The 23,103-nt window shown below is 67.2% G+C and carries 20 protein-coding genes; 13 read left to right on the forward strand and 7 right to left on the reverse strand.

Annotated features, from left to right (window positions below; translation table 11 throughout):
* Window positions 1-136: 136 nt before the first annotated feature.
* The 3 genes from G8760_RS05255 to G8760_RS05265 all read left to right on the forward strand — a co-directional run bounded on the left by G8760_RS05255 (window position 137) and on the right by G8760_RS05265 (window position 3,029).
* Window positions 137-1,066 (forward strand): ATP-binding cassette domain-containing protein, encoded by a 930-nt coding sequence (locus G8760_RS05255; RefSeq protein ID WP_166348169.1) that lies wholly within the window; start codon window positions 137-139, stop codon window positions 1,064-1,066.
* A complete protein-coding gene (locus G8760_RS05260; protein ID WP_166347507.1) occupies window positions 1,066-2,175 on the forward strand; it encodes an ABC transporter permease in 1,110 nt (369 codons plus the stop codon). The genes G8760_RS05255 and G8760_RS05260 overlap by 1 nt, the downstream gene beginning before the upstream one ends.
* 266 nt (window positions 2,176-2,441) lie before the next feature.
* On the forward strand, window positions 2,442-3,029 hold the full coding sequence (locus G8760_RS05265; protein ID WP_166347510.1) for a TMEM165/GDT1 family protein: 588 nt from the start codon (window positions 2,442-2,444) through the stop codon (window positions 3,027-3,029).
* 24 nt (window positions 3,030-3,053) lie between these two features.
* Here the strand turns inward: G8760_RS05265 and G8760_RS05270 are convergent, their stop codons facing one another.
* Window positions 3,054-4,664, reverse strand: coding sequence for a dolichyl-phosphate-mannose--protein mannosyltransferase (locus G8760_RS05270; protein WP_166347514.1), 1,611 nt, complete (start codon window positions 4,662-4,664; stop codon window positions 3,054-3,056).
* Between the two features lie 150 nt (window positions 4,665-4,814).
* Between G8760_RS05270 and rsmI the strand changes: the two genes are divergently transcribed.
* A complete protein-coding gene (gene rsmI / locus G8760_RS05275; RefSeq protein WP_166347517.1) occupies window positions 4,815-5,681 on the forward strand; it encodes a 16S rRNA (cytidine(1402)-2'-O)-methyltransferase in 867 nt (288 codons plus the stop codon).
* Here the strand turns inward: rsmI and G8760_RS05280 are convergent.
* Window positions 5,672-7,303 carry a beta-N-acetylhexosaminidase gene (locus tag G8760_RS05280; RefSeq protein ID WP_166347520.1) on the reverse strand — a complete coding sequence of 544 codons (1,632 nt, stop codon included), beginning with the start codon at window positions 7,301-7,303 and terminating at the stop codon, window positions 5,672-5,674. The two genes, rsmI and G8760_RS05280, sit on opposite strands and share 10 nt — an antisense overlap.
* Window positions 7,304-7,464: 161 nt before the next feature.
* Between G8760_RS05280 and G8760_RS05285 the strand changes: the two genes are divergently transcribed.
* Entirely contained in the window at window positions 7,465-8,799 is a 1,335-nt protein-coding gene (locus G8760_RS05285) for a beta-propeller fold lactonase family protein (protein ID WP_166347523.1), read from the forward strand.
* Window positions 8,800-9,013: 214 nt separating this feature from the next.
* On the opposite strand, the gene G8760_RS05290 is transcribed toward G8760_RS05285, so the two are convergent.
* On the reverse strand, window positions 9,014-9,721 hold the full coding sequence (locus G8760_RS05290; RefSeq protein WP_166347526.1) for a hypothetical protein: 708 nt from the start codon (window positions 9,719-9,721) through the stop codon (window positions 9,014-9,016).
* A gap of 528 nt (window positions 9,722-10,249) precedes the next feature.
* Here G8760_RS05290 and G8760_RS05295 point away from each other — a divergent pair.
* Window positions 10,250-11,479 (forward strand): hypothetical protein, encoded by a 1,230-nt coding sequence (locus G8760_RS05295; RefSeq protein ID WP_166347529.1) that lies wholly within the window; start codon window positions 10,250-10,252, stop codon window positions 11,477-11,479.
* Window positions 11,480-11,791: 312 nt separating this feature from the next.
* On the opposite strand, the gene disA is transcribed toward G8760_RS05295, so the two are convergent.
* Window positions 11,792-12,913 (reverse strand): DNA integrity scanning diadenylate cyclase DisA, encoded by a 1,122-nt coding sequence (gene disA, locus G8760_RS05300; RefSeq protein ID WP_166347532.1) that lies wholly within the window; start codon window positions 12,911-12,913, stop codon window positions 11,792-11,794.
* A 246-nt stretch (window positions 12,914-13,159) separates the two neighbouring features.
* Here disA and G8760_RS05305 point away from each other — a divergent pair, with 246 nt between their 5' ends.
* On the forward strand, window positions 13,160-13,924 hold the full coding sequence (locus G8760_RS05305) for an SDR family NAD(P)-dependent oxidoreductase (protein WP_166347535.1): 765 nt from the start codon (window positions 13,160-13,162) through the stop codon (window positions 13,922-13,924).
* A 57-nt stretch (window positions 13,925-13,981) separates the two neighbouring features.
* Here the strand turns inward: G8760_RS05305 and G8760_RS05310 are convergent, their stop codons facing one another.
* Window positions 13,982-14,632, reverse strand: coding sequence for a hypothetical protein (locus tag G8760_RS05310; protein WP_166347538.1), 651 nt, complete (start codon window positions 14,630-14,632; stop codon window positions 13,982-13,984).
* 29 nt (window positions 14,633-14,661) lie between these two features.
* Between G8760_RS05310 and pyrE the strand changes: the two genes are divergently transcribed.
* Complete coding sequence (gene pyrE / locus G8760_RS05315) at window positions 14,662-15,201, forward strand: orotate phosphoribosyltransferase (protein WP_166347541.1); 540 nt, start codon at window positions 14,662-14,664, stop codon at window positions 15,199-15,201.
* Window positions 15,202-15,249: 48 nt separating this feature from the next.
* Here the strand turns inward: pyrE and G8760_RS05320 are convergent, their stop codons facing one another.
* Entirely contained in the window at window positions 15,250-16,014 is a 765-nt protein-coding gene (locus G8760_RS05320) for a hypothetical protein (RefSeq protein ID WP_207782034.1), read from the reverse strand.
* A 280-nt stretch (window positions 16,015-16,294) separates the two neighbouring features.
* Here G8760_RS05320 and G8760_RS05325 point away from each other — a divergent pair, with 280 nt between their 5' ends.
* The 3 genes from G8760_RS05325 (at window position 16,295) to G8760_RS05335 (ending at window position 19,300) form a co-directional block, all read left to right on the forward strand.
* Window positions 16,295-18,061: a carbon starvation CstA family protein gene (locus G8760_RS05325; protein ID WP_166347544.1), complete on the forward strand. Its 1,767-nt coding sequence runs from the start codon at window positions 16,295-16,297 to the stop codon at window positions 18,059-18,061.
* The gene (locus G8760_RS05330) at window positions 18,058-18,522 is read left to right on the forward strand and encodes a thioredoxin family protein (protein WP_166347547.1); all 465 of its coding nucleotides are present in this window, start codon (window positions 18,058-18,060) and stop codon (window positions 18,520-18,522) included. The genes G8760_RS05325 and G8760_RS05330 overlap by 4 nt, the downstream gene beginning before the upstream one ends.
* A 145-nt stretch (window positions 18,523-18,667) precedes the next feature.
* A complete protein-coding gene (locus tag G8760_RS05335; RefSeq protein ID WP_246222439.1) occupies window positions 18,668-19,300 on the forward strand; it encodes a TrmH family RNA methyltransferase in 633 nt (210 codons plus the stop codon).
* Window positions 19,301-19,967: 667 nt separating this feature from the next.
* Here G8760_RS05335 and G8760_RS05340 read toward each other — a convergent pair.
* Complete coding sequence (locus G8760_RS05340) at window positions 19,968-21,008, reverse strand: SIS domain-containing protein (protein WP_166348178.1); 1,041 nt, start codon at window positions 21,006-21,008, stop codon at window positions 19,968-19,970.
* Between the two features lie 130 nt (window positions 21,009-21,138).
* On the opposite strand from G8760_RS05340, the gene G8760_RS05345 reads away from it, so the two are divergent.
* Together G8760_RS05345 and G8760_RS05350 are read left to right on the forward strand one after the other, a co-directional pair.
* A complete protein-coding gene (locus tag G8760_RS05345) occupies window positions 21,139-21,876 on the forward strand; it encodes a GntR family transcriptional regulator (RefSeq protein WP_246222440.1) in 738 nt (245 codons plus the stop codon).
* A gap of 51 nt (window positions 21,877-21,927) precedes the next feature.
* Window positions 21,928-22,971 carry a hypothetical protein gene (locus G8760_RS05350; RefSeq protein ID WP_166347550.1) on the forward strand — a complete coding sequence of 348 codons (1,044 nt, stop codon included), beginning with the start codon at window positions 21,928-21,930 and terminating at the stop codon, window positions 22,969-22,971.
* Window positions 22,972-23,103: the final 132 nt, after the last annotated feature.

Genomic DNA, 23,103 nt, shown 5'->3' on the forward strand with positions numbered 1-23,103 from the left:
CGGGAAGCCCCGGGGTCCTCCGTGCGGAGGACCCTCGATGGCACTCGCGCCGGACGCCGCATCCCGCCGCGGCCACCTACTGTGGGCTGCGCGGCCGCGGTGCGTGTCGCATGCCGTCGAGATGTGGAGGGCCACGTTGTTGCAGATCAGGTCGGTGAGCCGGAGTTTTGGTGAGCTCCGTGCGCTCGACGATGTGTCGTTTGCCGTCGAGCCGGGACGGATGACGGGTTTCGTTGGTGCCAACGGCTCGGGGAAGACGACGACGATGCGCATCATCCTGGGGGTGCTCGCGCCGCACGGCGGAACGGTCACCTGGAATGGCGCCCCCGTGACCCAGGGGGTGCGGCAACGGTTCGGATATATGCCGGAGGAGCGTGGCCTCTACCCGAAGATGCGGGTGGCCGACCAGATCACCTACCTCGGCCGGCTGCACGGGCTCGATCGCGCCACTGCCCAGCACAACACCAGGGACCTGCTGGAGCAGCTGAACCTCGAGTCGCGGGCCGGCGACCCCATCGAAGAACTTTCCCTGGGCAACCAGCAGCGTGCCCAGATCGCGGCGGCGCTCGTGCACGATCCCGAGTTGCTGATTCTCGACGAACCGTTCTCCGGTCTCGACCCGATCGCCGTGGAGACCGTGCTCGGGGTGCTGCGCGAACGCGCCGCCCGCGGTGTGCCGGTCCTGTTCTCCAGCCACCAACTGGACCTGGTCGAACGGCTCTGTGACGATCTGGTGATCATCGCCGGCGGTGCCATCGCGGCCAGCGGTGGCCGAGAGGAGCTACGCGATAAGTTCGGCTCCCGCCGGTTTCAGATGGTCGTCGGGGACGACGCCGGCTGGATCAGGGACGTGCCGGGGGTACAGATCGTCGAGCTCGACGGACCGCGTGCGGTGTTCGAGGTCGCGGATGGGATCGCGCCGGCGCCGGAGCTTGCCGGTCGGGTGGAATCGACGCAGGATGCGCGCGATCAGGTTGTGCTGGATGCCGCTCTGCGGCGCGGTTCGGTGCATAGCTTCGGCCCGGTGACACCGTCGCTGGCCGAGATCTTCCGGGAGGTCGTGTGATGAGTGCGGACACAGCGCGGACCGGCGGAACGTCGTTCTTGGCATCCACCCGGTTGATCGCGGAGCGGGAAATCCGTACCCAGACCGCATCCAAGGGATTCTGGATCAACTTCGGGGTCATCGTGGTCGGCATCTTCGTTCTGTCGATCGTCCCCGGTCTCTTCGGTGGGGGCGAACCATCGGTGGCCACCGTCGGCAGCGATGCCGCGCGGGTCGCCGAGGCCGCGGAACTCGATACCCAGCCCGTGCCCGATCGGGCTAGCGCGGAAGTGTTGGTGCAGGCGGGAGACGTCGACGCCGCCATCGTCCCAGACCCGGAGGGTTCCTCACCACTGGGGTTACGGATCGTCGCCGAGCAGAGTTCACCAGATGACATCGTGGCCGCGCTGAGTGTGTCGCCACCGGTGGATCTGCTGAACCCGTCGGAGGTGAGCGACGGGCTCCAATTCCTGGTCGTCTTCCTCTTCGCGCTGGTCTTCTTCATGGCGTCCTTCATCTTCGGGATGGCCATCGCGCAGAGTGTGGTGACCGAGAAACAGACTCGGATCATCGAGATCTTGGTGGCGACCGTCCCGGTGCGGGCACTACTCACCGGAAAGATCGCTGGTCATTCGGTGCTGGCCTTCGGCCAGATCACCGTGATCGCATTGGCGACGCCGGTGGCTCTGCGGCTCGGCGGACACGACGACCTGCTGAGCACGATCGCTGGCCCGCTCGGCTGGTTCGTGCCGTTCTTCGCTCTCGGTTTCGTCTTGCTGGCCTGCATGTGGGCGGTAGCCGGCTCGATGGTGAGCCGGCAGGAAGACCTCGGCTCCAGCACGTCGCTGGTGTCGACGCTGATCATGATCCCGTACTTCGGAGTGATCTTCTTCCGGGACAACGATCTGGTGATGACCGTCCTGTCGTACGTGCCGTTCTCGGCGCCGTTGGCGATGCCGGCCCGGCTGTTCTCCGGTGATGCGCAAGGATGGGAGCCTGTGGTGACCTTGGTCATCTTGATCGTGGCGGTGGCCGCCAGCATCATGATGGCCAGCCGTCTCTATTCCGGGTCGCTCCTGCAGACCGGTGCCCGGGTGCGGCTGGGCCGGGCATGGGCACGTACTGACTGAAACGACATCCCCCCGCGGCGCGGGGTTGCGCTGCTGAACGGGTGTGAGGCTGCCCACTTCGGCGGGTGTGGCCCAGCGCCGCGGGGTAAGATCGAGCACTGCGAAGGGGAGTAGCCCCCAACGTCGCGGTCGACATACTGGTGCCTCCACGGGCGTCCGGCCGCACGGCCTCGAGTGAGGCGGGCGAGACCTTCGACCACAGGCATATGCCGGGTCGAGGTCCCCAATACTTCGGTCCGGTCTGGATCGAAGGGATCTGTTCGACGATGGCCGAGACATGGGCGGCGTTCCTCGTCAGCTTCGGCGTGATCTTCGTCGCCGAGCTGGGTGACAAGTCGCAGCTGATGGCGATGACCTTCGCCACCCGGTACAAGGTGTGGCAGGTCGTGGTGGGCATCACCGCCGCGACCACCGTCGTCCACCTGGCTTCTGTTGGTATCGGCGCCGGACTCGGTGAGGCGTTGCCGACGGGCTGGATCAACATAGTGGCGGCGGTGGCCTTCTTCGGCTTCGCCGCGTGGACGCTGCGTGGTGACTCCTTGACGGAGGACGAGCAGCAGAAGGCCCGACGGGCCACCGGTTCCGCCGTGATCGCCGTCGGCGCCGCGTTCTTCCTCGCCGAGCTAGGCGACAAGACGATGCTGGCCACGGTCACCCTGGCCACCCAGTATGACTGGGTAGGTGTGTGGATCGGTTCCACCATCGGGATGGTCGCGGCCGACATGCTGGCGATCGTCGTCGGCCGGATCCTTGGGCAGCGGCTGCCCGAGCGGGTGGTCCGCTACGGTGCCGCGACGCTGTTCGCCCTGTTCGGGGTCGCGCTGCTGGTCGAAGGGATCGTCGAAGTAGTGTGACGGGAACCCAGCACCGGTGGCAGGTCAGATCCAGCTGTCGAACCACATGAGGTTGCGCCACTGGTCATACGGGATGACCTCACCTACATAGATCGGATAGAAGCGGGCCGCCAGAACGACGAGCACCACCACGTACATGCCGGCGACAGCGATACCGGCGGCGCGCCGCCCGACCGGGGCGTCGGGTGTTCCGATCAGCCGCCCCAGGGCGTAGGCCACGGCCAGGGCGATGAAGGGTGCCATCACCGCCGCGTAGAAGGAGAACGTCGTCCGCTCCGGGTAGAGCAGCCACGGGGCCCAGGTGGCCACCATGCCGGCCAGAATCGCACCGGCCCGCCAGTCGCGGCGCAGCAACCAGTACGCCAGGCAAACGACGAGAGCGAGACAGCCACCCCACCACAACGCGGGGTTGCCCAGGGCGAGAACCGTCTGGCTGCAACCGTCGGCGGCGCAGCCCTGCTCGTCCCGGTCCAGGCTCTGGTACTCGAACAACACCGGCCGGCCGAGGTACAGCCAGGTCCAGGCGCTCGACTCGTAGGTGTGCTCGTTCGTGAGAGTGGTGTGAAAGTTCCAGATGCGATCGTGATAGTGCCACAGGCTGCGTACCCAGTCCGGGAGGAGCCCGGCTAGGCCGTCGGCGGGCCGGGTGGCCGCCCAGTCTCGCGCCCAGGCATTGCTGGAGGTGATCCAGCCCCACCAGGACACGACGTAGGTGACCACGGCTGATCCCACGATCGTCACGAAAGCCACTGGTCCGTCGCGTAGAAGCGAGTTCAGGCTTGGGCTGGTGATGCCGACGGCGCGTCGCGCGCTGATGCCCCAGAGCACGGTCATCAGGCCGAATACCGCCACTACGTAGATACCGCTCCACTTCGTGGCACAGGCCAGGCCCAGCATGACGCCGGCGGCCAGCCGCCAAGGCCGCCACCCCAGCAGCGGCCCGTCTCCGAGTGGGTGCCCGGCGTAGGTCCTGGTCCGGGCCCACGTCGCCAACGCCGTACGGCTGTGATCTCGGTCGACGAGTAGGCAGGCGAACGCGGCCACCACGAACATGGCGAGGATGCCGTCGAGCAAGGCGGTCCGGCTCGTCGCGATCGACAACCCGTCGACGGCGACGAACAACCCGGCCGCGCAGCCGAGCAAGGTCGAACGGAACAACCGGCTGCCGGCCCGGGCGACGAGAATCACCGTGATCACACCGGCCAGGGCGGAGGCCAGCCGCCACCCGGTGGGCTCCATCCCCAGGGCATGGATGCCCAGGCCGATGAAGAACTTGCCGGCGGGTGGATGTACCACGAACGACGCCGTGTCCTCGAACAGACCCGACTCCGGGTCGAGTGGGTCGACCTCTCCACTCATGATCAACTCGTCGGCGTCTTCGGCGAATGTCCGGGCGTAGCCGAAGAGCAGCTGGGCGAGGGCATCCTTGGCGTAGTACGTCTCGTCGAACATGATGCGCGCCGGCCGGCCCAGTTCGACCAATCGGAGCACAGCGGCGAGGGCGCCAACCAGCAGTGGGCCGACCCAGCCGAGGAGCCGGTGATGGCGGGTGAACCAGGCTGCCGCCGATCCACCCGGCGACGCGGGTTGGCCCGCTGCTGCCGCACCAGGCGACTCGACGGTGGTCGGGGTCACCGGGTCATCCTAAGAGACCACGCCTCTCAGAGGTGGTTGCGAGGTGGGTGGAATGCGGCGCCGGTTGGTGCGTCAGCGCGACCCCTGGTTGCGCCGGGGTTGGGGCCTACCGGCGTCGCTAGCGGGCGGTGGTGTGACCATGGAGACGTGATGCCAGACGATGAGACCACGCCGGGAGCAGGCCGTCTGGTCCTTGCGGCCACACCCATCGGCCAGGTCGACGACGCCTCGCCCCGGCTGGCGCGGGAGCTCGTGGCCGCCGACGTGGTCGCCGCCGAAGACACGCGGCGGCTACGCCGACTGGCCACGTCGCTCGGCGTCACGCTGCCGGCACGGGTGGTGTCCTACTTCGAGGCGAACGAAGCAGCCCGCACCGATGAGCTGGTGTCGCTGCTGCGTACCGGGGCCACGGTGGTGCTCGTCACCGACGCTGGTATGCCGGCGGTGTCCGACCCCGGCTACCGGTTGGTCGAGGCGGCGGTGCGGTCCGGTGTCTTGGTGACGTCGGTGCCCGGACCGTCCGCGGTCGTGACCGCGCTGGCCGTCAGCGGGCTGCCGGTGGCGCGGTTCACGTTCGACGGCTTTCCCCCACGGCGAGCCGGGGAGCGGGCCAGGTGGCTGGCCGAGTTGTCCGCCGAGCGACGGACCATGGTGTTCTTCGAGTCGCGGCACCGGCTGGCCGGCACACTCGACGCCATGGCGGCCGCGTTCGGCGTGGATCGCCCGGCCGCGGTGTGTCGCGAGCTCACCAAGGTCCACGAGCAGGTTCGCCGCGGTGGTCTGGGGGAACTGGCCGGCTGGGCGGAGCAGGAGGGGCCCCTCGGCGAGATCACGATCGTGGTGGGTGGTGCACCCGCGCCGTCGGATGACGGCGGCGGGCTGGAGCGCGGGCTCGAACTCGTCCGAGAGCGGGTAGCGGCAGGATCGAGCCGCCGGGATGCCGTCGCGGAGGTAGCCCGCGAGCTGGGTGTGTCACGGCGGGAGTTGTACGCCGCCGCCGTCGACGATCAACGGTGATCGAAGCGGGCGCGGGCACCGGTCCCGCCGCTCTGCCACGGGTGCGGTCCGGCCGGCGGCCGGTAGTTGACCCCCAGCGCGTCGAGCCGGGTTAGATGGGTGGTGAGCCGTTCGGTGACCGGCTGGGCTCGACGGTTGTCCATGCTGGCCCAGGCCATCTCGGCGACGGCGGCCAACCGTGGGAACGCGGCGTACTCGACCTCGCGTGGGGTCGGCAGGTACTCGGTCCACAGCTGTGCCTGGACACCCAGGACGGCGCCGGGAGCGCGGTGGCCGGCACCGTCGGTACGGTCGTCCGGCGAGGCGGGGACGGGGTCGAATTCAGCGATGGTCTCCAGCGGCAGGTTTCCGTGGATGTGGAGCGGCTCCGCGGGTCCTGGCGACGCGTAGAAGTCGAGGTAGACAGCCTCTTGTGGGGCGACGATGACGTCGTGTCCGGCAGCGAGCGCCTTCGCGGCGATGCCGAATTCGCGCCACACGCTGATGACGGCGTCATCCGGCGCACCACCATCCAAGATCTCGTCCCAGCCGATCACGCGCCGACCATGCTGGCGTAGGTGCTGGGCGAACTGGGCGGTGAACCAGGACTGAAGGAACTCGACCCCCGGCAGGCCGAGTTCGTCGGCCCGGGCTCGGGCGGCGGCGCTCTGCTGCCACTCGGTGCGGGGGCATTCGTCGCCGCCGATGTGGATGAACGGGGAGTCGAAGATGTCGACCACGACGTCGAAGACGTCCCGGGCGAACCGTAGGGCTTCGTCGGTGGGCGCCAGGATCTGCTCGAAGACGCCGAATGTGGTGGCGACGGGTTGGGTGGTGCCGGTGTTGCCCAACTCGGGGTAGGCGGCCAGGGCCGAGCGCACATGGCCGGGGAGGTCGACCTCAGGGACCACGGTGATGTGTCGAGCCCGGGCGTAAGCGACCACCTCTTTGAGGTCAGCGATGGTGTAGTAGCCGCCGTGTGGGGTGCCGTCGAAACCCAGCTGGTCGCGGGCGTGACCGAGGACGGTCTCCGACCGCCATGCGCCGATCTGGGTCAGCTTGGGCCAGCTTGGCACCTCGAGCCGCCAGCCTTGGTCGTCGGTGAGGTGTAGATGGAGCACGTTGAGCCGGTGCAGCGCTGCGAGGTCGATCAGCCGGAGCAGGAACTCTTTGGGCTGGAAGTGACGGGCGACGTCCAGCATCAGTCCACGCCAGGCGAACCGGGGCTCGTCGTCGATTGTCAGGCAAGGCAAGGTGACCGGTTCGGTGAGGACCGGCGCCGCGCGTAATGCGTCAGCCGGAAGGAGTTGACGAACGGTCTGCACGGCGCGGGTGGCGCCCGCGGGCTGGGCGGCGTGGATCGTGACGTGGTCTTCGTTGATGGCCAGGTGGTATCGCTCGGCGGCGGTGGAGGGGAAGGCGTCTGTCGTCTCACCGTCGACGAGCACGGTGATGGCCGGTGCGCCGGCGGCGTCGGGCACCACCGGCATGGCGTGGCCGGTGGCGGTGTGCAACACATCGTGCAGCAGCCACGCCGAGGCCAGGGCTGGGCCCGTGGCGACGATGACGGTGGTGGGCCCCAGGAGAAACGAGCCCTGACGTTCGGAGACGGACAGCGGCAGCGGGATCAGCTCGACAGGCACCGATTGACGATACCAAGGGAACCTAGACCAGTTGTATAGCTGAAGCACACTTTCGTAGCACCAATCCCAGATTGCTTCTAGGAATCATTATCATTTATGGTTTCATGGCAAACCAATCCGTGACACGACGGTCACGACCTCGAACGGAAAGAAGAGTGTCCATGAGACTGCGAGGAACTGCTCCGGCGCTGCTGGGCATCGTGTTGCTCGTTGCCGCTTGTGGTGGTGACGACGGCGATGCGGCCGACGTCGTGCCTGACGACGCGGCGCCCGCGGCCGGTGAGGACGATCACGACCACGACGATGACGATGACCACGACGACCACGATCACGACGATGACCACGACGACGCCGGCGGCCTGGGGGCCGTCGAGGTGAACGCCGCGGCGTACCGACTCCTCGTCGCCGACGGCGAGGCCGGGCAGGTGACCGTTCTCGACACCGACACCGGAGAGGTCCTCGACACTATCGAGATCCCGGCGCCGCAGGACGCCCCCACCATGCTGGCGACGAGTGACGACGGACGGTACGGCTTCGCCGTGATGTATGACCGCGACGCCGTACAGGTCATCGACTCCGGGGTGTGGACAGTCGATCACGGGGATCACTCCCACTACTACGTGGCCCCACCCGCGTCCCTGGCCTTACACGAGGGTGACAGCCCGGCGCACGTCGTCGCCCATGACGATTACACCGCTATCTTCTTCGATGGCGACGGCCAATACCGGATGCTCACCGCGGCCGATCTCGCCCAACGTGCCGAGGGTGAACTGCTCGACGCCGACGCCCCGCATCATGGGGTCGCCGTACCGTGGGACGAGGGTAGCGCGATCGTCTCCGAGTACGGTGACACCGAACCAGACCAGAGCACACTTCCACCTGAGGTGGTGGTCCGTGACGCCGAAGGTGAGGTGGTGGAGTCCGGCTTCCCCGAGTGCCCCGAACTACATGGTGAGGCATCGGCCGGGCACACGGTGGCATTCGCCTGCGCCGATGGCATCCTCGTCCTGGAGGAACATGGCGACCACTTCGACGGCCACAAGCTGGACTACCCCGATGGTGACGGCCGAAGCGGCACTCTGCGCGGCGCGGCCGGCCTGGAGGTCCTCGTCGGCAATTACGACGAAGACACCATGCTCGTGATCGAGCCCGAGGAACACACCGTCACTCCGCTGGAACTGCCCGCGTCCTTCAGCACATTCGCCGTCACCGCACACGGCGACGGAAGCCTGTTGGGTGTGTCCGCCGACGGTTCGTTACACGTGGTGGACCTAGAAGCCGGTTCGGCCACCTCGATCGACGGCGTCGTTGCGGAGTACTCCGCCGACGCCACCTGGACCGACCCGACGCCGCAGCTCGCCGTAGGGCCTGACGCATTGGTCTATGTGAGTGACCCGGGGGCTGGTCAGGTGCACGAGGTCGATCTCGACGCCGGTTCGGTGGTGCGGAGCTTCGACGTCGAAGGTATGCCGTTCCACGTCGCCGTCGCGGGCTGATCCGGCGCACGAGACTAGTTTCCGCGCACGAGACTAGTTTCCGCGCACGAGGCTAGTCCCCGTGCGCGAGGCTAGTCCCCGTGCGCGACATAGCCGAGTCGAACGACGAACCGGCCTTCCACCCGCGTCCAGGCGGGTAGAAGGCCGGTTCGTTGGCGTTGACCGTCATCCGGTCGTGGTGCCTCGTCGGCACCGTCCGGACGGCACTATCGAATCAGCTGTTGCAGGCCTCGTAGAAGGCGGTCTGGCCCTCCGTGAGGAAGTTGAGCGGGCCCTGCCACAGCCACGGCAGCACACAGGCGTTGTTCAGGATGCCATCCTGACCCTCCAGCTCCAGGCTGGTGGTCACCTCGTTGCCGAACCCGCTGAGCACACTCTCGTCCAGAATGACCTCATGGGAGGTGGCCTCGCCGGTGAGGAACGGCTCGAAGGCGCTCTCGTCGAGCATCTCGGAGTCGATCATGTACTGGATGGTCATGTACTGCATGAGGGCGTTGGAGAAGACGTCGATGGTCTCCGTGCTGTTGCACGCCTCGTAGTGTGCGTCCTGGCCGCTGGTCAGCAGGTTCAACGGACCCTGCCACAGCCATGGGGCGACGCACAGGTTGTTGAGAATGTTGATGCCGTCACCGGAAACGGTGCTGGCGCCGTTGCACGCCGAGTAGTAGCCGGTCTGGCCCTCGGTCAGCACGTTGAACGGACCCGGCCAGAACCACGGCAGCAGACAGAGGTCGTTGCCGATGTTCAGGTCCGGAAGGTCGAGCAGTCCGTCGAGGTCCGCCATCTCCGGAGTTGCGTCGGCGACCGCGGGCGCCTCCACCGGAGCTGCGTCCGGCGTCGCGGCCGCTGCACCGGCGAAGCCAAACGTGGCCGCGATGGCGATGCCGGCGACCAGGGCACCGCGGAGAGTCTTCGTGAGCACAGTGTCTCCTTGTTCTGCGAGGGGTAGCTTGGCACTCTTGGGCGCCAGGTACGGCACCCGAGGGTCATGGTTCACACGTGAATTAGCCAATGTCAAGTATGCAGTAAATCTCGGTAATTTCTCCGCGACCTCGCCCATGAATTTCTATGGGACGACGCTGAATGTGAGGCGGGCCAGCGTCGTTAGTAGCTTTATGTACCATAAATCAGGACATCTGGACTGTGGGGTAAATGGTCAGGTGTGCCGGGTATCTTCCGTGGTTGGCTGAACCTGAGTGATGCCATCGTGATCAGCTGCGATTCTCGTATCATGCGTTTGGCCGATGGGTGCTCGGGTGTCTTCCTGAGGGCGAGTTCGGGTGGGGGCAAATGTGGAGGGGTGTGTCATGTGTCGTTTGTTGACACGACTATTAATCCGTGGATAACGTCCAGTCAGTGCCTGCTCGAAATGCAATTGGTGGTAGCTCGGCGTTGTTTCAATCGAGCAGTGCCGCCGAGCGTCGTATACGTCCTTAAGGGGCCATGTTCAATGAGTGAGTTCTCCCGTGGTGTACGTCCGGCCCGTCGGGCTCTCGTCGTCGCCGCATGCGGAACCGCAGTGGCGCTGACGGTGGGTGCCTTCGGTCTGCCGGCGCACGCCGCCGAGCCCGACCACCCCGGTGAGTTCAAGATCACCACCGATGGTTACTACGGCTCTGTCCGGCTCGACTTCGCCGGTGGGGTACCGCTGGTTGGTGCTATCCCTGACGTCAAAGGTGATCTCACCGTCGGTGTGGTGCGGAACGATGTCGACTCCGCCGGCCTCGCCGGCGAGGCCGATGACGTCTACTCCCGTTCGTTCGGTAGCCTCGTGGGTGCCGACCTTCTCGGTGTCGACCTCCCGCTCGATCTCTATGCCGTCAAGCAGGTCGCGCTGCCCGAGGAGGCCGAACCTAACACCTACGGCATCCACGACCTCCGGATTCCGCTAGCCGGCAATCTCCGCGCCATCTCCGGTGAGGCGAAGGCCAACTGGAACGACGACGTCCTCGGGCACGGCCAGCCTGGTGGTGTGCTGACGTCGCTCTACTCCGGAGTGGGGCAGCTGGACCTGGTCGACTTCGGTGATCTTGGCCTGCTGGACGGAATGTTCGCCAGCATGGTGCCGGTCGAGCTTCCGGTGGCGTCGGGGCCTTTGATCAGCACCGGTGACGGCCAGTTGCTGCAGGAAACCGGGGTGTTCGGCAAGGCGGACGGCAGTCAGGGGGCCTACGTCGAGGTAAGCGGCCGCTTCGCCGACCTCAACCTGGCCGGTGGAGCCGCGAATGGCGGCGTCACCATCGGGTTCGCGGCGGCGTCCGACACTGAGACACCCAACGCGTGGGGACGGCTGGAGGTCACCGGCGAGCCGGGCGGCGCGTCGTTCGACTACGAGCTGCCGGCTCTCGAGTTGTGGGTCGGGGACGAGGAGCAGGGCATCGCGATCGAGCCCGGCTTCGACCAGACCTTCGAGGTGCTGCCCGGCGTGAGCGTCAACGTCAACTTCGCTGACTACCGCACCGATGACACCGTGCTGGCCGAAGATGGCACCTTCGCCGCGGCTTCCGGTGGCGGGCTGGCGGTGCGGGTCGACGTTTCTGTCCCGGCACCGTTGGTCGGGGAGGTCGACCTCGGCACCGCCGAGATCGGTCTGCTGAGCTTCCCCGAGGTGAGTGTCGAGGTTCCCGCTGGCGGTCTGTATGCCGATGGCGACGACCTTCCAGAGCTGCATGTGAGGTAAACCCAGCAGGCAGGGCGCGATCGTTCCGAGTTCGGTTCGCAAGAGCTGGCCCAGGAACGGTTCACGGGGGCGCCCGCGGCACGGAGGGGTCTCCCCAAACGGCTCGGCGATTCGCCGCCGGTCCGTTTCTCGCCTCCGAGTCGACGGGGGTGCTGCGGAGTTTCATGCTCCGGGCGCCGGTTCGAGGACCCGTGGGTTGATACCGCAACGGTGTCAACCCACGGGTCCTCTTTGTTCGTCGGGTGTGGCACAGCTGGTACCACCACCCCGTCATGGCGTGTCCCCGGCAACGATCACCGGGGATAGGTGGGGTTAGACGTAGCGTTCGAGGATGCTGGACTCAGCCAGCCGGGACAGACCTTCCCGCACGTTGCGGGCGCGGTTCTCGCCTACGCCGTCCACCGCCTGGAGGTCGTCGACACTGGCCGCCAGCAGCTTCTGCAGACCACCGAAATGGTCGACGAGGCGTTCGATGACCGGTGTGGGCAACCGCGGCACCCGAGCCAGCAGCCGGTATCCGCGCGGGCTCACGGCCGCATCGAGTTGATCGCCACCGGTGAACCCGAGAGCACCTGCCACCGATCCGAGATCGAGCAGCTCAGTGGCCGACAGGGCGCTGAGCCTGGTAATCGCGTTGGAGACGCCGTTCTTCTTCCGGCCGGCCGCCGTCGGTAGGTAGTCCCGCACGATGAGTTCGCGGTCGACATCGACCCCGGCGACGAGTTCGTCGAGTTGCAGACTGAGCAGCCGGCCGTCGGTGCCGAGCTCGACGACGTAGCCGTCGATCTCGATGGAGATGCGGCGCACCATTTCCAACCTCTGCGCCACCGTGACGATGTCGCGGACCGTCACCAGGTCCTCGATCTCCAGCGCCGACAACGTCCCTGAGACCTCGTCGAGGCGGAGTTTGTAACGCTCCAGAGTGGCCAGGGCCTGATTGGCGCGCGACAGGATCTGCCCCGCGTCCTCCAGCACATGGCGGATGCTGTCGACGTAGATGGCGACGATCCGCATCGATTGACTCACCGAGATGACCGGGAAGCCGGTCTGTTTGGCGACCCGCTCGGCGGTACGGTGCCGGGTGCCGGACTCGGTGGTGGGAATAGAGGGATCGGGGACCAGCTGCGCCGCCGCTCGAACGATCTTGGTACAGTCCCGATCGACGACGATGGCGCCGTCCATCTTCGCGAGTTCGCGCAGGCCGGTGGCGTTGAACTCGACGTCGAGAACGAAGCCGCCACTGCAGATGGATTCGATGGTTTTGTCGTAGCCGAGCACGACCAACGCGCCCGTGCGGCCCCGCAAGATCCGCTCGAGCCCTTCGCGCAGTTCGGTACCCGGGGCTACGGCGGCCAGTGCTTGGCGCAGCTTGGCCTCCGCGTCCCTTCTGTCGCTGCCGGGCACGTGACCCCCGTCGTGACTCGTCGATGACATCGGCTGCCAGTGTAAAGCCGGGTGGTGTCATGCGCGAGGATGACGCCCGGCACTGTCATGAACCAGTTTACGGTGCTCCGGGCCGCGCCCTGCAGGGCCAAGCCGCCACCGCCTCGCCGCGCCGCCATGGCGAACCACTGTTAGGCGTCTGAACAGGCCCTGCGTCACCCTGTCGTGCACACGTTCGATGGGTTGCCTGAGGGAAACGGCACCCCGGGGGAACACGGGTGGCACACTGGGCGCATCATGCCTACCGCACTCGTCACCGGCCCTACCGCGGGTATCGGCCTCGCTTTCGCCCGCGCCCTGGCGGCCCGAGGATTCGATCTGATCTTGGTAGCGCGCGACGAGGCCCGGCTCCAATCCGTGGCAGCCGAGCTGCGCTCCGCCCACGGCATCGTCGCCGACGTCCTGCCCGCCGACCTCGCGGCACGGACCACCCACGTCGAAGCCCGGCTCCAAGACCCGGACCGCCCCGTCGACCTCCTAGTCAACAACGCCGGGTTCGCGCTGCGCCGGCCATTTCTCGCCAACGACATCGCCGACGAAGAACAGATGCTCGATGTCCTCGTCCGGGCCGTCCTGCGGCTCACCCACGCGGCCATCCCACCCATGGTGGAGCGCGGCCACGGTGCCGTCGTCAACGTCAGCTCCGTGGCCGCATGGGTGCCACGGGGAACGTATAGCGCCGCGAAGGCCTGGGTCACAGCGTTCACCGAAGGCCTCGCCCGACAACTGGCGGGCACCGGCGTGCGTGCCATGGCGCTGGCACCAGGATTCACCCGGACGGAGTTCCATGACCGCGCGGAGATGACCATGACAGGGTTGCCGTCGTGGCTGTGGCTCGACGCGGACCCGCTGGTCCAGGCGGCCCTGCGGGATCTCCAGCGAGGCAAGACCGTCTCGGTGCCGGGCGCGCTGTACAAGGTGATGGCGGCGGCGCTACCTAGGCTGCCACGGCGGTTGGTTGGTGCCGCCGGCCGCAGACACCCGGACCAACGCCGACGGTGACCATCGTCCAGGATGTGCTCCGGAGCCGCGGGACGCGGAACCGGTTGGCGAGTGAGCTCAGGCAGGTAGATGCCGCAGCGCCCGATGCACCGCGGCGGGGATGTCCGCGTCGTCCACCACGGGCCAACCGCGAGCTCGGGCAGAACGGGCCCAGAAGGTGATGTCGCCACAGCCCGGCGCTGGGTGGCCCGTGCTGACGTACGTACACGGTGCATCCGGCCAGTCGATGGCCGGTGGCAAGGTCTCGGTCCAGAACTGGTGATCTCGCGGCCGGGTGCCTGGTGGTTCGGCCGGGACCGGCCAGATCCGTTCACCATCGTGCAGCCGCTCATGTGCCTCGTCCGCCGCGTGTGGAGCCGCGGCCCGCAGCAGCTCCAGGTGGCTGGCGGTACCTGGCCGCGGCAGCGTGGCGTCGACGAAGACGTACCCCGCCACCTGCCGGCCGCCCGCCCGCTGAGCCCGGGCCAGTGCTGGTAGTAACGGGCCGGCCGTCCCATGACCGGCGATGACCAGCGGTCCGTCGAGCTCAGAGGTGTTCAATTGCTGCGCTACCGAAGCGATCCACGACACTCCGAACAGCGGAGCGCGGCTGTGATCCCGCGGGGTGTGAACGGGTAGCCCTGCCTCGCTCAGCTCGGTCGCGGCGCCGGCCCACCAGTCGGTGGGATCGGTCGGACCAGTGACCAGTACCAACGCGCCGGGATGCACACCATCACCTTGCCGTACGCTCGGGAACCGTGGAGACACGGGACTTACTGCTACAGCACATCACCAACAAGGCCGTCGTGCACGGCCGGGTCGTCCTCTCGTCCGGACAGGAGGCCGAGTACTACGTCGACATGCGGCGCGTCACCCTCGATGGCGTGGCGTCGCCCCTGGTCGGAGACGTGATGCTCGACGTCGTCGCCGACCTCGACATCACGGCCGTGGGCGGGCTCACCATGGGCGCGGACCCAGTCGCGACGGCGATGCTGCACGCCGCCCACCGCCGAGGCCGGTCACTGGACGCGTTCGTGGTGCGTAAGGGGGAGAAACAGCACGGTCTGCGCCGGCAGGTCGAGGGCCCCGACATTGCGGGCCGCCGCGTGCTCGCGGTCGAGGACACCTCCACCACTGGTGGCAGTGTGCTGACCGCGGTGGACGCTATTCGGGCCGCGGGCGCCGAGGTGGCCGCGGTGGCGGTCATCGTGGACCGGGACACCGGCGCCCGCGAACGCGTGGAGGCGGCCGGGCTGGAGTATCGGGCCGCTTTCGGCCTGGCCGACCTCGGCCTCTGACCAGCGCTCGGCTCATCGTTTCCGCCATCCGGGGATGCGGGCAGGTCTTCATCGGCGCAGGGCACGGCGGCAGGCATGCTCGAGCCGGCGCTGACGCCGGAACCGCTGCCACAGCGTGAGTGTCGGCTCCAGGCCGCGGCGGGCCGGGTGCTCATCGACTCGTAGAGTGCCGTCGGCCAGCGCGCCGCGCGTCACCCATGACGACCACCGCTCCAGGTCCGGGACCGAGAAGTCATGACCGAGCAAGGTCGCCGCACCATGGGGCAGGGCAGCGCCGGACAGGCTCGTTACCGTGACCTCGTCGCCGACGATGGCTGGCCAGCGCGGTTGGGCCCGCACGGCGTCGACGACGAGACCCGCGCCGGACACGACGGCCAGCACGAGGTCGGTCGGGTCACGGCGCTGTGGCAGGGGCGACACGGTCTGCGGCTCGAGGGTGATCAACAGCCGGGGGACGTACCACCAATGCTCGCGACGGAGCATCGGCGAGTCGATGAGCGACCGCGCCGGAGGGTATTTCTTCAGCTCCTGCGACACGAGGTGTTCGACGAAGAACGCGCCGTCGCGATCCTCGTCGAGCCGCGGTCGAGCCGTCACGACAAGTGGGTGCCAATGTGGACCGGTCATCCGCGGATCCGAGACGACGAGCGCGACCTGTGGTGCCGCGGCGACCGCTCGGGCCAGGTCCAGCTGAGAGTAGGGCATCGCCACCACCGGCCGGCCGCGCGTCAGCAGCGGAGTGACGGGCACCGCGTCGGGGCGTTGGCCGGCGTCGATCCAACACAGTTCGGCGACCGTCGCCGACCGGACCACCCGGTCGAGTTCGGTGTCGAGGCTCAGAGCCGATCACCCACTTAGGGAAGACGCCGACGGCGGGCCAACCCACCAGCGTGGATGGGTGACACCAGCCCAGCATAGGGCGGTGCGCCGGCGGGTCCGGATACGACCCACAGTCACGTCGGCAGCCGGTGGAATGGCAGATTCCGTCGGGAAAGCGGTTGACGTGGTGTGTTGGGCTGCGTCATGCTGCGCACACACACGTCCTGTGATGAACGGTCATGGGGGAGGCCGGCCGAACGTCTCGGGAGGCCACATGCCAGCCTTCGTTGTTGCGGTCAGCGTTCTTGCCCTCTTCGCCCTTGGTTTCATCTACTACTCCAGATACCTCGCCACCAAGGTCTACGCGCTGGATCCGGCGTTCGTCACCCCGGCCCACGAGTTCGCCGACGGCGTCGACTACGTACCGACCAACAAACACGTCCTATTCGGGCACCACTTCACCTCCATCGCTGGTGCGGCACCCATCGTCGGCCCCGCGATCGCCGTGTTCTGGGGATGGCTGCCGGCACTGCTCTGGATCGTGATCGGCACCATCTTCGCCGCCGGCGTACACGACTTCGGCGCCCTGGTCGTCTCGGTGCGGCACAAGGCGAAGAACATCGGCACCCTCACCGCCGAGGTCATCAGCGCGCGCTCCCGAGTGCTCTTCCTCTGCATCATCTTCTTCCTGCTCACGCTCGTGAACGCGGTCTTCGCGGTCGTGATCGCGCGGCTGTTCGTGAGCTACCCCGGCGCGGTGATCCCGATCTTCGTCGAGATCCCGCTGGCCATCGCCATCGGCCAGTACATCTACCGCACCCGTACCCCCGCCCTGGTGCCCTCGATCGTCGGCGTCATCGCCTTGTACTTCTTGATCTGGGTGGGTCACCACAACCCGATCGAGATCGGCGGGTTCGCCGACTGGCTGGGTATGGAACCGCAGAACGTGTGGGTCATCATCATGTTCATCTACACGTTCATCGCGTCGCGGTTGCCGGTCTGGTTACTGCTGCAACCACGCGACTACATCAACTCGCATCAGTTGTTCATCGCGCTCGGGGTGACGTTCGCCGGCGTCCTGGTGGGCTGGGAGACCATCGTCGCTCCGGCCGTCAACGACGTCCCAGACGGCTCACCCAGCATCTTCCCGTTCCTGTTCATCACCATCGCCTGCGGGGCCATTTCTGGATTCCATTCGCTCGTGTCGTCCGGTACGACGTCGAAACAGCTCGACAAGGAGACCGACGCCCGGCACGTGGGCTACATGGGAGCCCTGGGCGAAGGGAGCCTGGCGCTCGCATCCGTGCTCGCGGTCGCCGCCGGCGTCGCGGCCACCAGACTGGACTGGGACGAGCGGTACCCCGACTTCGACACAGCGTCCGGCGGTGCGGTCGGCAACTTCGTCGACGGGATCGCGCAGTTCGCCAGCAACCTCGGCGTCGAACTCGGATTGGCCGCGGTGTTCGCCGCCGTGGTGGTTGTCTCGTTCGCGGCCACCACCATGGATACTGGCGTCCGGCTCCAGCGTTACGTGGTTCAGGAGATCGCTACCATTCTGCGCTGGCACTGGATGGCTCGCAGCCTCACCGTGGCCGGGTTGGCCGCTATCGCCTTGCCGCTGGCCCTGGCCCTCATGCCCGGTGACGACGATCGCGGCTTCGCGTTCGGCACGTTGTGGCGGCTGTTCGGCACCACCAACCAGCTCACCGCCGGGCTTGCGCTGGCCGTCATCGCGGTCTGGGTCACCAAGCGGATGCGCAACCCGATCGTCATCCTCATTCCCATGGTGTTCCTGCTGGTCATGACCACCTGGGCGCTGTTCATCCAGCTTGGTGAATTCTGGGACGTGGACGAACGGTGGGTGCTGGTCCCACTCGACCTGGTCATCCTGGTGCTTGCCCTCTGGCTGATCGTCGAAGCGGCGATCGCGTTGCGGCGCACGGTGGCTGAGCGCCGGGCACTCAACGTCGACGGAACCATTCACGGTGCGGTGTCCGAGCAGCACGACTCAGGAACGGACGGAGATGACACTCGGCCATGACCACGGCCACCCCAGCTGAACCAACTGTGGACACTCGCCATCGAGTGCTGTTGATCCGGCCGTGGGACGTGTCCGACGGTGTGGGCGCTGGCTGCTGTTCCGGGGGATCAGCGAAGGGCCTGTGTGTTGATCCGCAGCACCATCCGGTTCGGGGCGGTACCCGGAACATCGAGCGGACCGGCTGGGCGCAATTCGCTCGGGTCTACCGTGGGTTACGGGCTAGCCTGCCCGCGGACGTCACGGTTGAGGTCGTCGACCCGCGCAACCACCTCTACCTGTTGCCGGCGTTGATCCGTGGTGCACGACGCCGCGGCGCGCGCTGGCCGGCCGCTGTTCGGGCGGCCCTTCGTGGCCCCGGATACGCCGCGGTCATCGTGGACGGCCAGGTGGTCAGCTCCGGGCGGCTACCCAGCCCGGATGAGGCCCTGCACCAGGTCCGGGCGGCACTGGGCGTCGCATGAGATGGCGGTGTCCAGACGCCGACCGGCTACGTTCTCGTCGTCGCTCGATGAACCCCACATCGACCTCCTCCTCCGCCTTGCCGGACGACGACGGGACACCGCCCGCATCCGCAAGATCCGTCAGACAGGCCCTAGTCTGCTTGCTGTGAGCGTGCAGGAAGAGCCAACGAGAGACGAACTGGCGACGGGGGTGGGTCCGTGGGAAGGCCCATGGCCCGAGGACCCCCGTTACGACCCGGAACTCCTCGCGCATGGTGACCGGCGCAACGTGGTTGATCGGTACCGGTACTGGAGCCGCGAGGCGATCGTCGAAGATCTCGATCGCCGTCGGCACTCGTTCCACATCGCCATCGAGAACTGGCAGCACGACTTCAACATCGGCTCGGTGGTTCGTACCGCGAACGCGTTCCTGGCCGCTGAGGTGCACATCGTTGGACGTCGACGGTGGAACCGGCGAGGCGCTATGGTCACTGACCGCTACCAACACGTCCGGCACCACGTGGACCTCGCGGCAATGGCGGAATGGGCACGGCAGCGGGAGCTTCCGGTGATCGGCGTGGACAATCTGCCGGGAGCGGTGCCGCTAGAGACCTTCGATCTGCCGCGTGCCTGCGTACTGCTGTTCGGACAGGAAGGGCCCGGTCTGTCCGACGCGGCGCGGGAACACGTCGACGTGTGCCTGTCCATCGCGCAGTTCGGTTCGACCCGGTCGATCAACGCCGGCGCAGCTGCGGCGATCGCCATGCATGCGTGGATCCGTCAGCACGCCACCCCCTGATGTGCACCTGATCTTCGAAATGTCACCTGATCCACTCCGTTGAAGCGATCAGATGACGACCGCCCCGCAACGACGCCCACCAACTCCACCGCACTGCATCTGATCACGTCTCACCTCGTGGACGTTAAACGATCAGATGCATAATCCGGTTCTCGTCGTCGAGTTGTGCATCTGATCACCTGGCATCCGCATGCTGCGGCGACAAGACCGGATGCACAAACGGGCGCGCGACGGTGCGTTCGGGCATCCGACCGTGGTCAAGGGCTGCGCGCCTTGGCGGGCAAGAGCGCTGCCCTATTTTGCGGTGGCCACGCCAGAACACGCTTGCACACCTCCACAAACTAGGCATATCGGGCCCGCCAGTGGGGCGCTGGCGTGCCATGCCTGAAGCGCATCTGCCGCGCCTGTACACCGGAAGCCGGTGTATGGGCAAACGGAAACCGCGTCCATGTGCCGTGACAGTGTCGACGCGCGAAGGTAAACACCAGTGGATCAGATGCGCTAACCGCCACGTGGTGTCGCCGAGTGCATCTGATCGATCTCCGTTCACATGCCGAGACGCGATCAGATGCAGCACGGTGGGGTTGATGGGCGTCGTTGCGGGGCGGTCGTCATCTGATCGCGCCTACGGGGTGGATCAGGTGACATTTCGAAGATCAGGTGCACATCAGGGGGTGGCGGGGTCGGTCTGGGTGACCTTGGACAGGCCACGCGGAGCGTCGGGATTCAGCCCCAGCCGCCGAGCAAGGCTCTCGACGATCAGCTGCGCCGGGACGATGAGCGCCAACGGTGCCACCAACTCCGGCAGCGACGGCCCGGGCACAGCCACGTCCACCGCGCCGGCGAAGGAGGTGTCGCCGCCGATGCCGACCGTGGCCGCGGCGCCGCGCCGGCGTAGATCGTGGGCGAGCTCGGTCATGCCGCCGACCATCGGGCCGTCGGCAGCGGATACCAGGAGGGCGACGTGGTCGGCGTCGACGACGGCGATCGGGCCGTGTCTGAGATCGGCGTAGGAAAGCCCACGGACCGGACGCAGGCAGGTCTCCTCCAGCTTCAACGCCGCCTCCAGGGCGGTGCCGAAGGCGATGCCACGGCCGCTGACGAGTGCTTCGGCGGTCGACGCCAGGCGCTCGGCGGCCTCGTCGACGCCGGCTCGGGCGGAGATCAGCCGCTCGGCCTCGGCGGGCACGCGGTCGAGATCGGCGTCGAGGGCGTCCGGTCGGGACGCTAACGCGCCCGCCAACACCGCCATGGCGGCCAGCTGTGCGGTGTACGACTTGGTGGCCGGGACCGCCTTTTCGGCGCCGGCCTGGGTGACGAGTGCGACGTCGGCGGCACCGGCCAGCGAGCTGGTGCCGTCGTTGGTGACCGCCACCGTCCGGGCGCCGCGCGCGGCGGCCCATGCCTGGGTCTCGACGATCTCCTCGGTTTCGCCGGACTGCGAGACGGAGACGACTAGGGCTTCGGAGAGGTCGAGGTCGGCATGATAGTGGGTGGCGACGCTGGGGGCTGCTAGGCCGCTGGCCCGACCGGCGTGAACCTCGAGGAGGTAACGGCCGTAGATGGCGGCGTTGTCCGACGATCCACGGGCGACGAAGAGTACGACGCGACGATCGGCGGCCAACTGCTTCAGCGTCGGGCGCTGCGGGCGCAACGACTCCAGCGTACGGGCGAGCGCCGCCGGCTGCTCGGCGATCTCGCGAGCCATGGTCGTTTCGGTCACGGTGTTCTCCTCGGAGCGGCGGGACGGTCGTTCAGCCGGTCACATCTTGACATCAGTTACTTTCCGGATCTTCGTGTGGTCCCCAGTGAACGCCACGTGAACTACTCTGTCCTCAGTGAACGTCGTCGACGGGCCAGTGCCCAAGCATCGTCAGCTGCGGGAGATCCTTCTCGCGATGATCGAGGGTGAGCTGGTACCGGACGCTCCCATTCCGTCCGAACGTGAACTGGTCGAGCGTTTCACGGTGAGCCGCGCCACGGTACGTGAGGCGGTGGGCCGGTTGGTGTCCGAGGGCCGGCTGTACCGGGTCCGTGGCAAGGGGACCTTCGTCGCCGCCCCGAAGGTCGAGTCGCAGATGCATCTGGCGTCGTTCACGGAGGACATGCGTCGGCGTGGGCACAAGCCGTCAACCGTGGTTCTCGGGGCGGACGAGACCGTCGCCCCGCCGCCGGCTCGTGCGGCGTTGGGGCTGGACGTCACCGATCGTGCGTTCCGGATCGAACGGCTGCGGTCGGCGGACGGTGCACCGATGGCACACGAGGTGTCGTGGTTACCGGCGTCGCCGTTGCCGGGCCTGCTGGAGCGCGATCTCACCAGCTCGGTGTATTCGATCTTGGCGCATGACTATGGGCGGGTGCTGGACTCGGCGGCTCAGAGCGTGTGGGCCGAGGGCGCCGATCCGCTGCGGTCACGGCTGTTGCGGGTACCGCCGGCTGCTCCGCTGTTGGTGTTCCGGAAGACGTCGTACGCCTCCGGCCGGCCGTTGGAGCACGTCACGTCGTGGTATCGCGCCGATCGATATCAGGTGCACATGACCCTCGACAGTGCCCTGCACGGTCATCGGTCTCCGTGAGCGTGAGAAGCTGGGATCATGGGCCTTTTTCGACGGAGGATGAAGCGTGCGGTGGACCCGCGCCCAGCCATCGCAGAGTTCTGGTCGTGGTGGGCCGAACACCGCGATGAGGTGGTCGCCGCGTTGGACGGCGGCCGCACCGAAGATGTCCTGCGGCTGGTGCAGCCCTGGGTCATGGCTATAGATGAGCGGCTCACCTGGGATATCACGGGCAGCGAGCAGAAGCGGTTCGGACTGGTGGTCACCACCGGCGGACACGACGAACTGCGGTCGACCACTGAGCGTTGGCGGTTGTCGGCGCCGGATGACCCCGAGGTCGAGTTCTTGTCCACCCGCCGGCGTGATCCGGCGGCCCTGGAGACGGCAGTGCTCGACGTCGACGGGTACGAGTTCGCGTTGCGCGAGATGGTTGTTGGTGCGCGTGTCGACACCACCGCGCGACGAGTAGACGTGATCGTGCACCACCCGCTGTTCACCTTGGTGGATCAGGATCACCGGTTGCGGGTGGCGTTCCATGGCCTTGACGTCGCGCTGGGTGAGGCGGCGGTGGAGCGGTGGCTCGGCGCCGTCAACGTGTCGGTCGACGCTCCGATCGACGCCATAGCTCTGACGTCGCTGGAACACGTGGTGGCACAGCTGGCCGGCGAGCCGGCCGGTGCTGTGGCCAACGCTGGCGAGACGGGCGACGGGGGCGAGTGGGCGGCCATGAAAGGACAGACCGCCAAGGGCCCCGTGTTCGTGATCGTGCGCCGCTCGGCCAACCGATACACCCACCCACTCGTCGACACCCATCTGGCGGTTGTTCTGACGTATGAGGCCGGTGCCAACGGCATGCCCCTCGACCCCTCGATCTCCCAGGAGATCGAGGAACTGGAAGGGCACGTCATCGAGGCCTTGGGTGGTGAGGGGCCGCACGCGTTGCATGTCGGACACGTGACCGGCGGTGGCCAGGTGGTCGCGCACTTCTACCTTGACGGGCTGGAACGCGACCCGGAGCTGGCCCGCCCGGTTCTTGACAAGTGGAGCCGCGGGAAGGTGTCGATGGCGATGGCGTACGACCCCCTGTGGGAGCACGTGGCTCCCTTCCTGCGTTAGCGCGGGTGCGCCTGGGCGCGGCGCGCCCAACCGGACATTCTCCGTACGTCGTGTCCGGCCAGGCGCAAGGTGTTCTAGAGTCGGCTCATGTGGGATGTCAGCGTCCACGCCAGCCAGCTGTGACGGGAGAAA

The organism is Phytoactinopolyspora limicola (assembly GCF_011320225.1).
Classification (GTDB): Bacteria; Actinomycetota; Actinomycetes; order Jiangellales; family Jiangellaceae; genus Phytoactinopolyspora; species Phytoactinopolyspora limicola.

What these genes read in the sequence shown, in the direction of transcription:
- G8760_RS05260 (WP_166347507.1), top strand. Translation starts at nt 1,066, where the DNA reads ATGAGTGCGGACACAGCGCGGACCGGCGGAACGTCGTTCTTGGCATCC.
- G8760_RS05265 (WP_166347510.1), top strand. Translation starts at nt 2,442, where the DNA reads ATGGCCGAGACATGGGCGGCGTTCCTCGTCAGCTTCGGCGTGATCTTC.
- rsmI (WP_166347517.1), top strand. Translation starts at nt 4,815, where the DNA reads ATGCCAGACGATGAGACCACGCCGGGAGCAGGCCGTCTGGTCCTTGCG.
- G8760_RS05285 (WP_166347523.1), top strand. Translation starts at nt 7,465, where the DNA reads ATGAGACTGCGAGGAACTGCTCCGGCGCTGCTGGGCATCGTGTTGCTC.
- G8760_RS05295 (WP_166347529.1), top strand. Translation starts at nt 10,250, where the DNA reads ATGAGTGAGTTCTCCCGTGGTGTACGTCCGGCCCGTCGGGCTCTCGTC.
- disA (WP_166347532.1), bottom strand. Translation starts at nt 12,913, where the DNA reads ATGTCATCGACGAGTCACGACGGGGGTCACGTGCCCGGCAGCGACAGA.
- G8760_RS05305 (WP_166347535.1), top strand. Translation starts at nt 13,160, where the DNA reads ATGCCTACCGCACTCGTCACCGGCCCTACCGCGGGTATCGGCCTCGCT.
- G8760_RS05325 (WP_166347544.1), top strand. Translation starts at nt 16,295, where the DNA reads ATGCCAGCCTTCGTTGTTGCGGTCAGCGTTCTTGCCCTCTTCGCCCTT.
- G8760_RS05330 (WP_166347547.1), top strand. Translation starts at nt 18,058, where the DNA reads ATGACCACGGCCACCCCAGCTGAACCAACTGTGGACACTCGCCATCGA.
- G8760_RS05340 (WP_166348178.1), bottom strand. Translation starts at nt 21,008, where the DNA reads ATGGCTCGCGAGATCGCCGAGCAGCCGGCGGCGCTCGCCCGTACGCTG.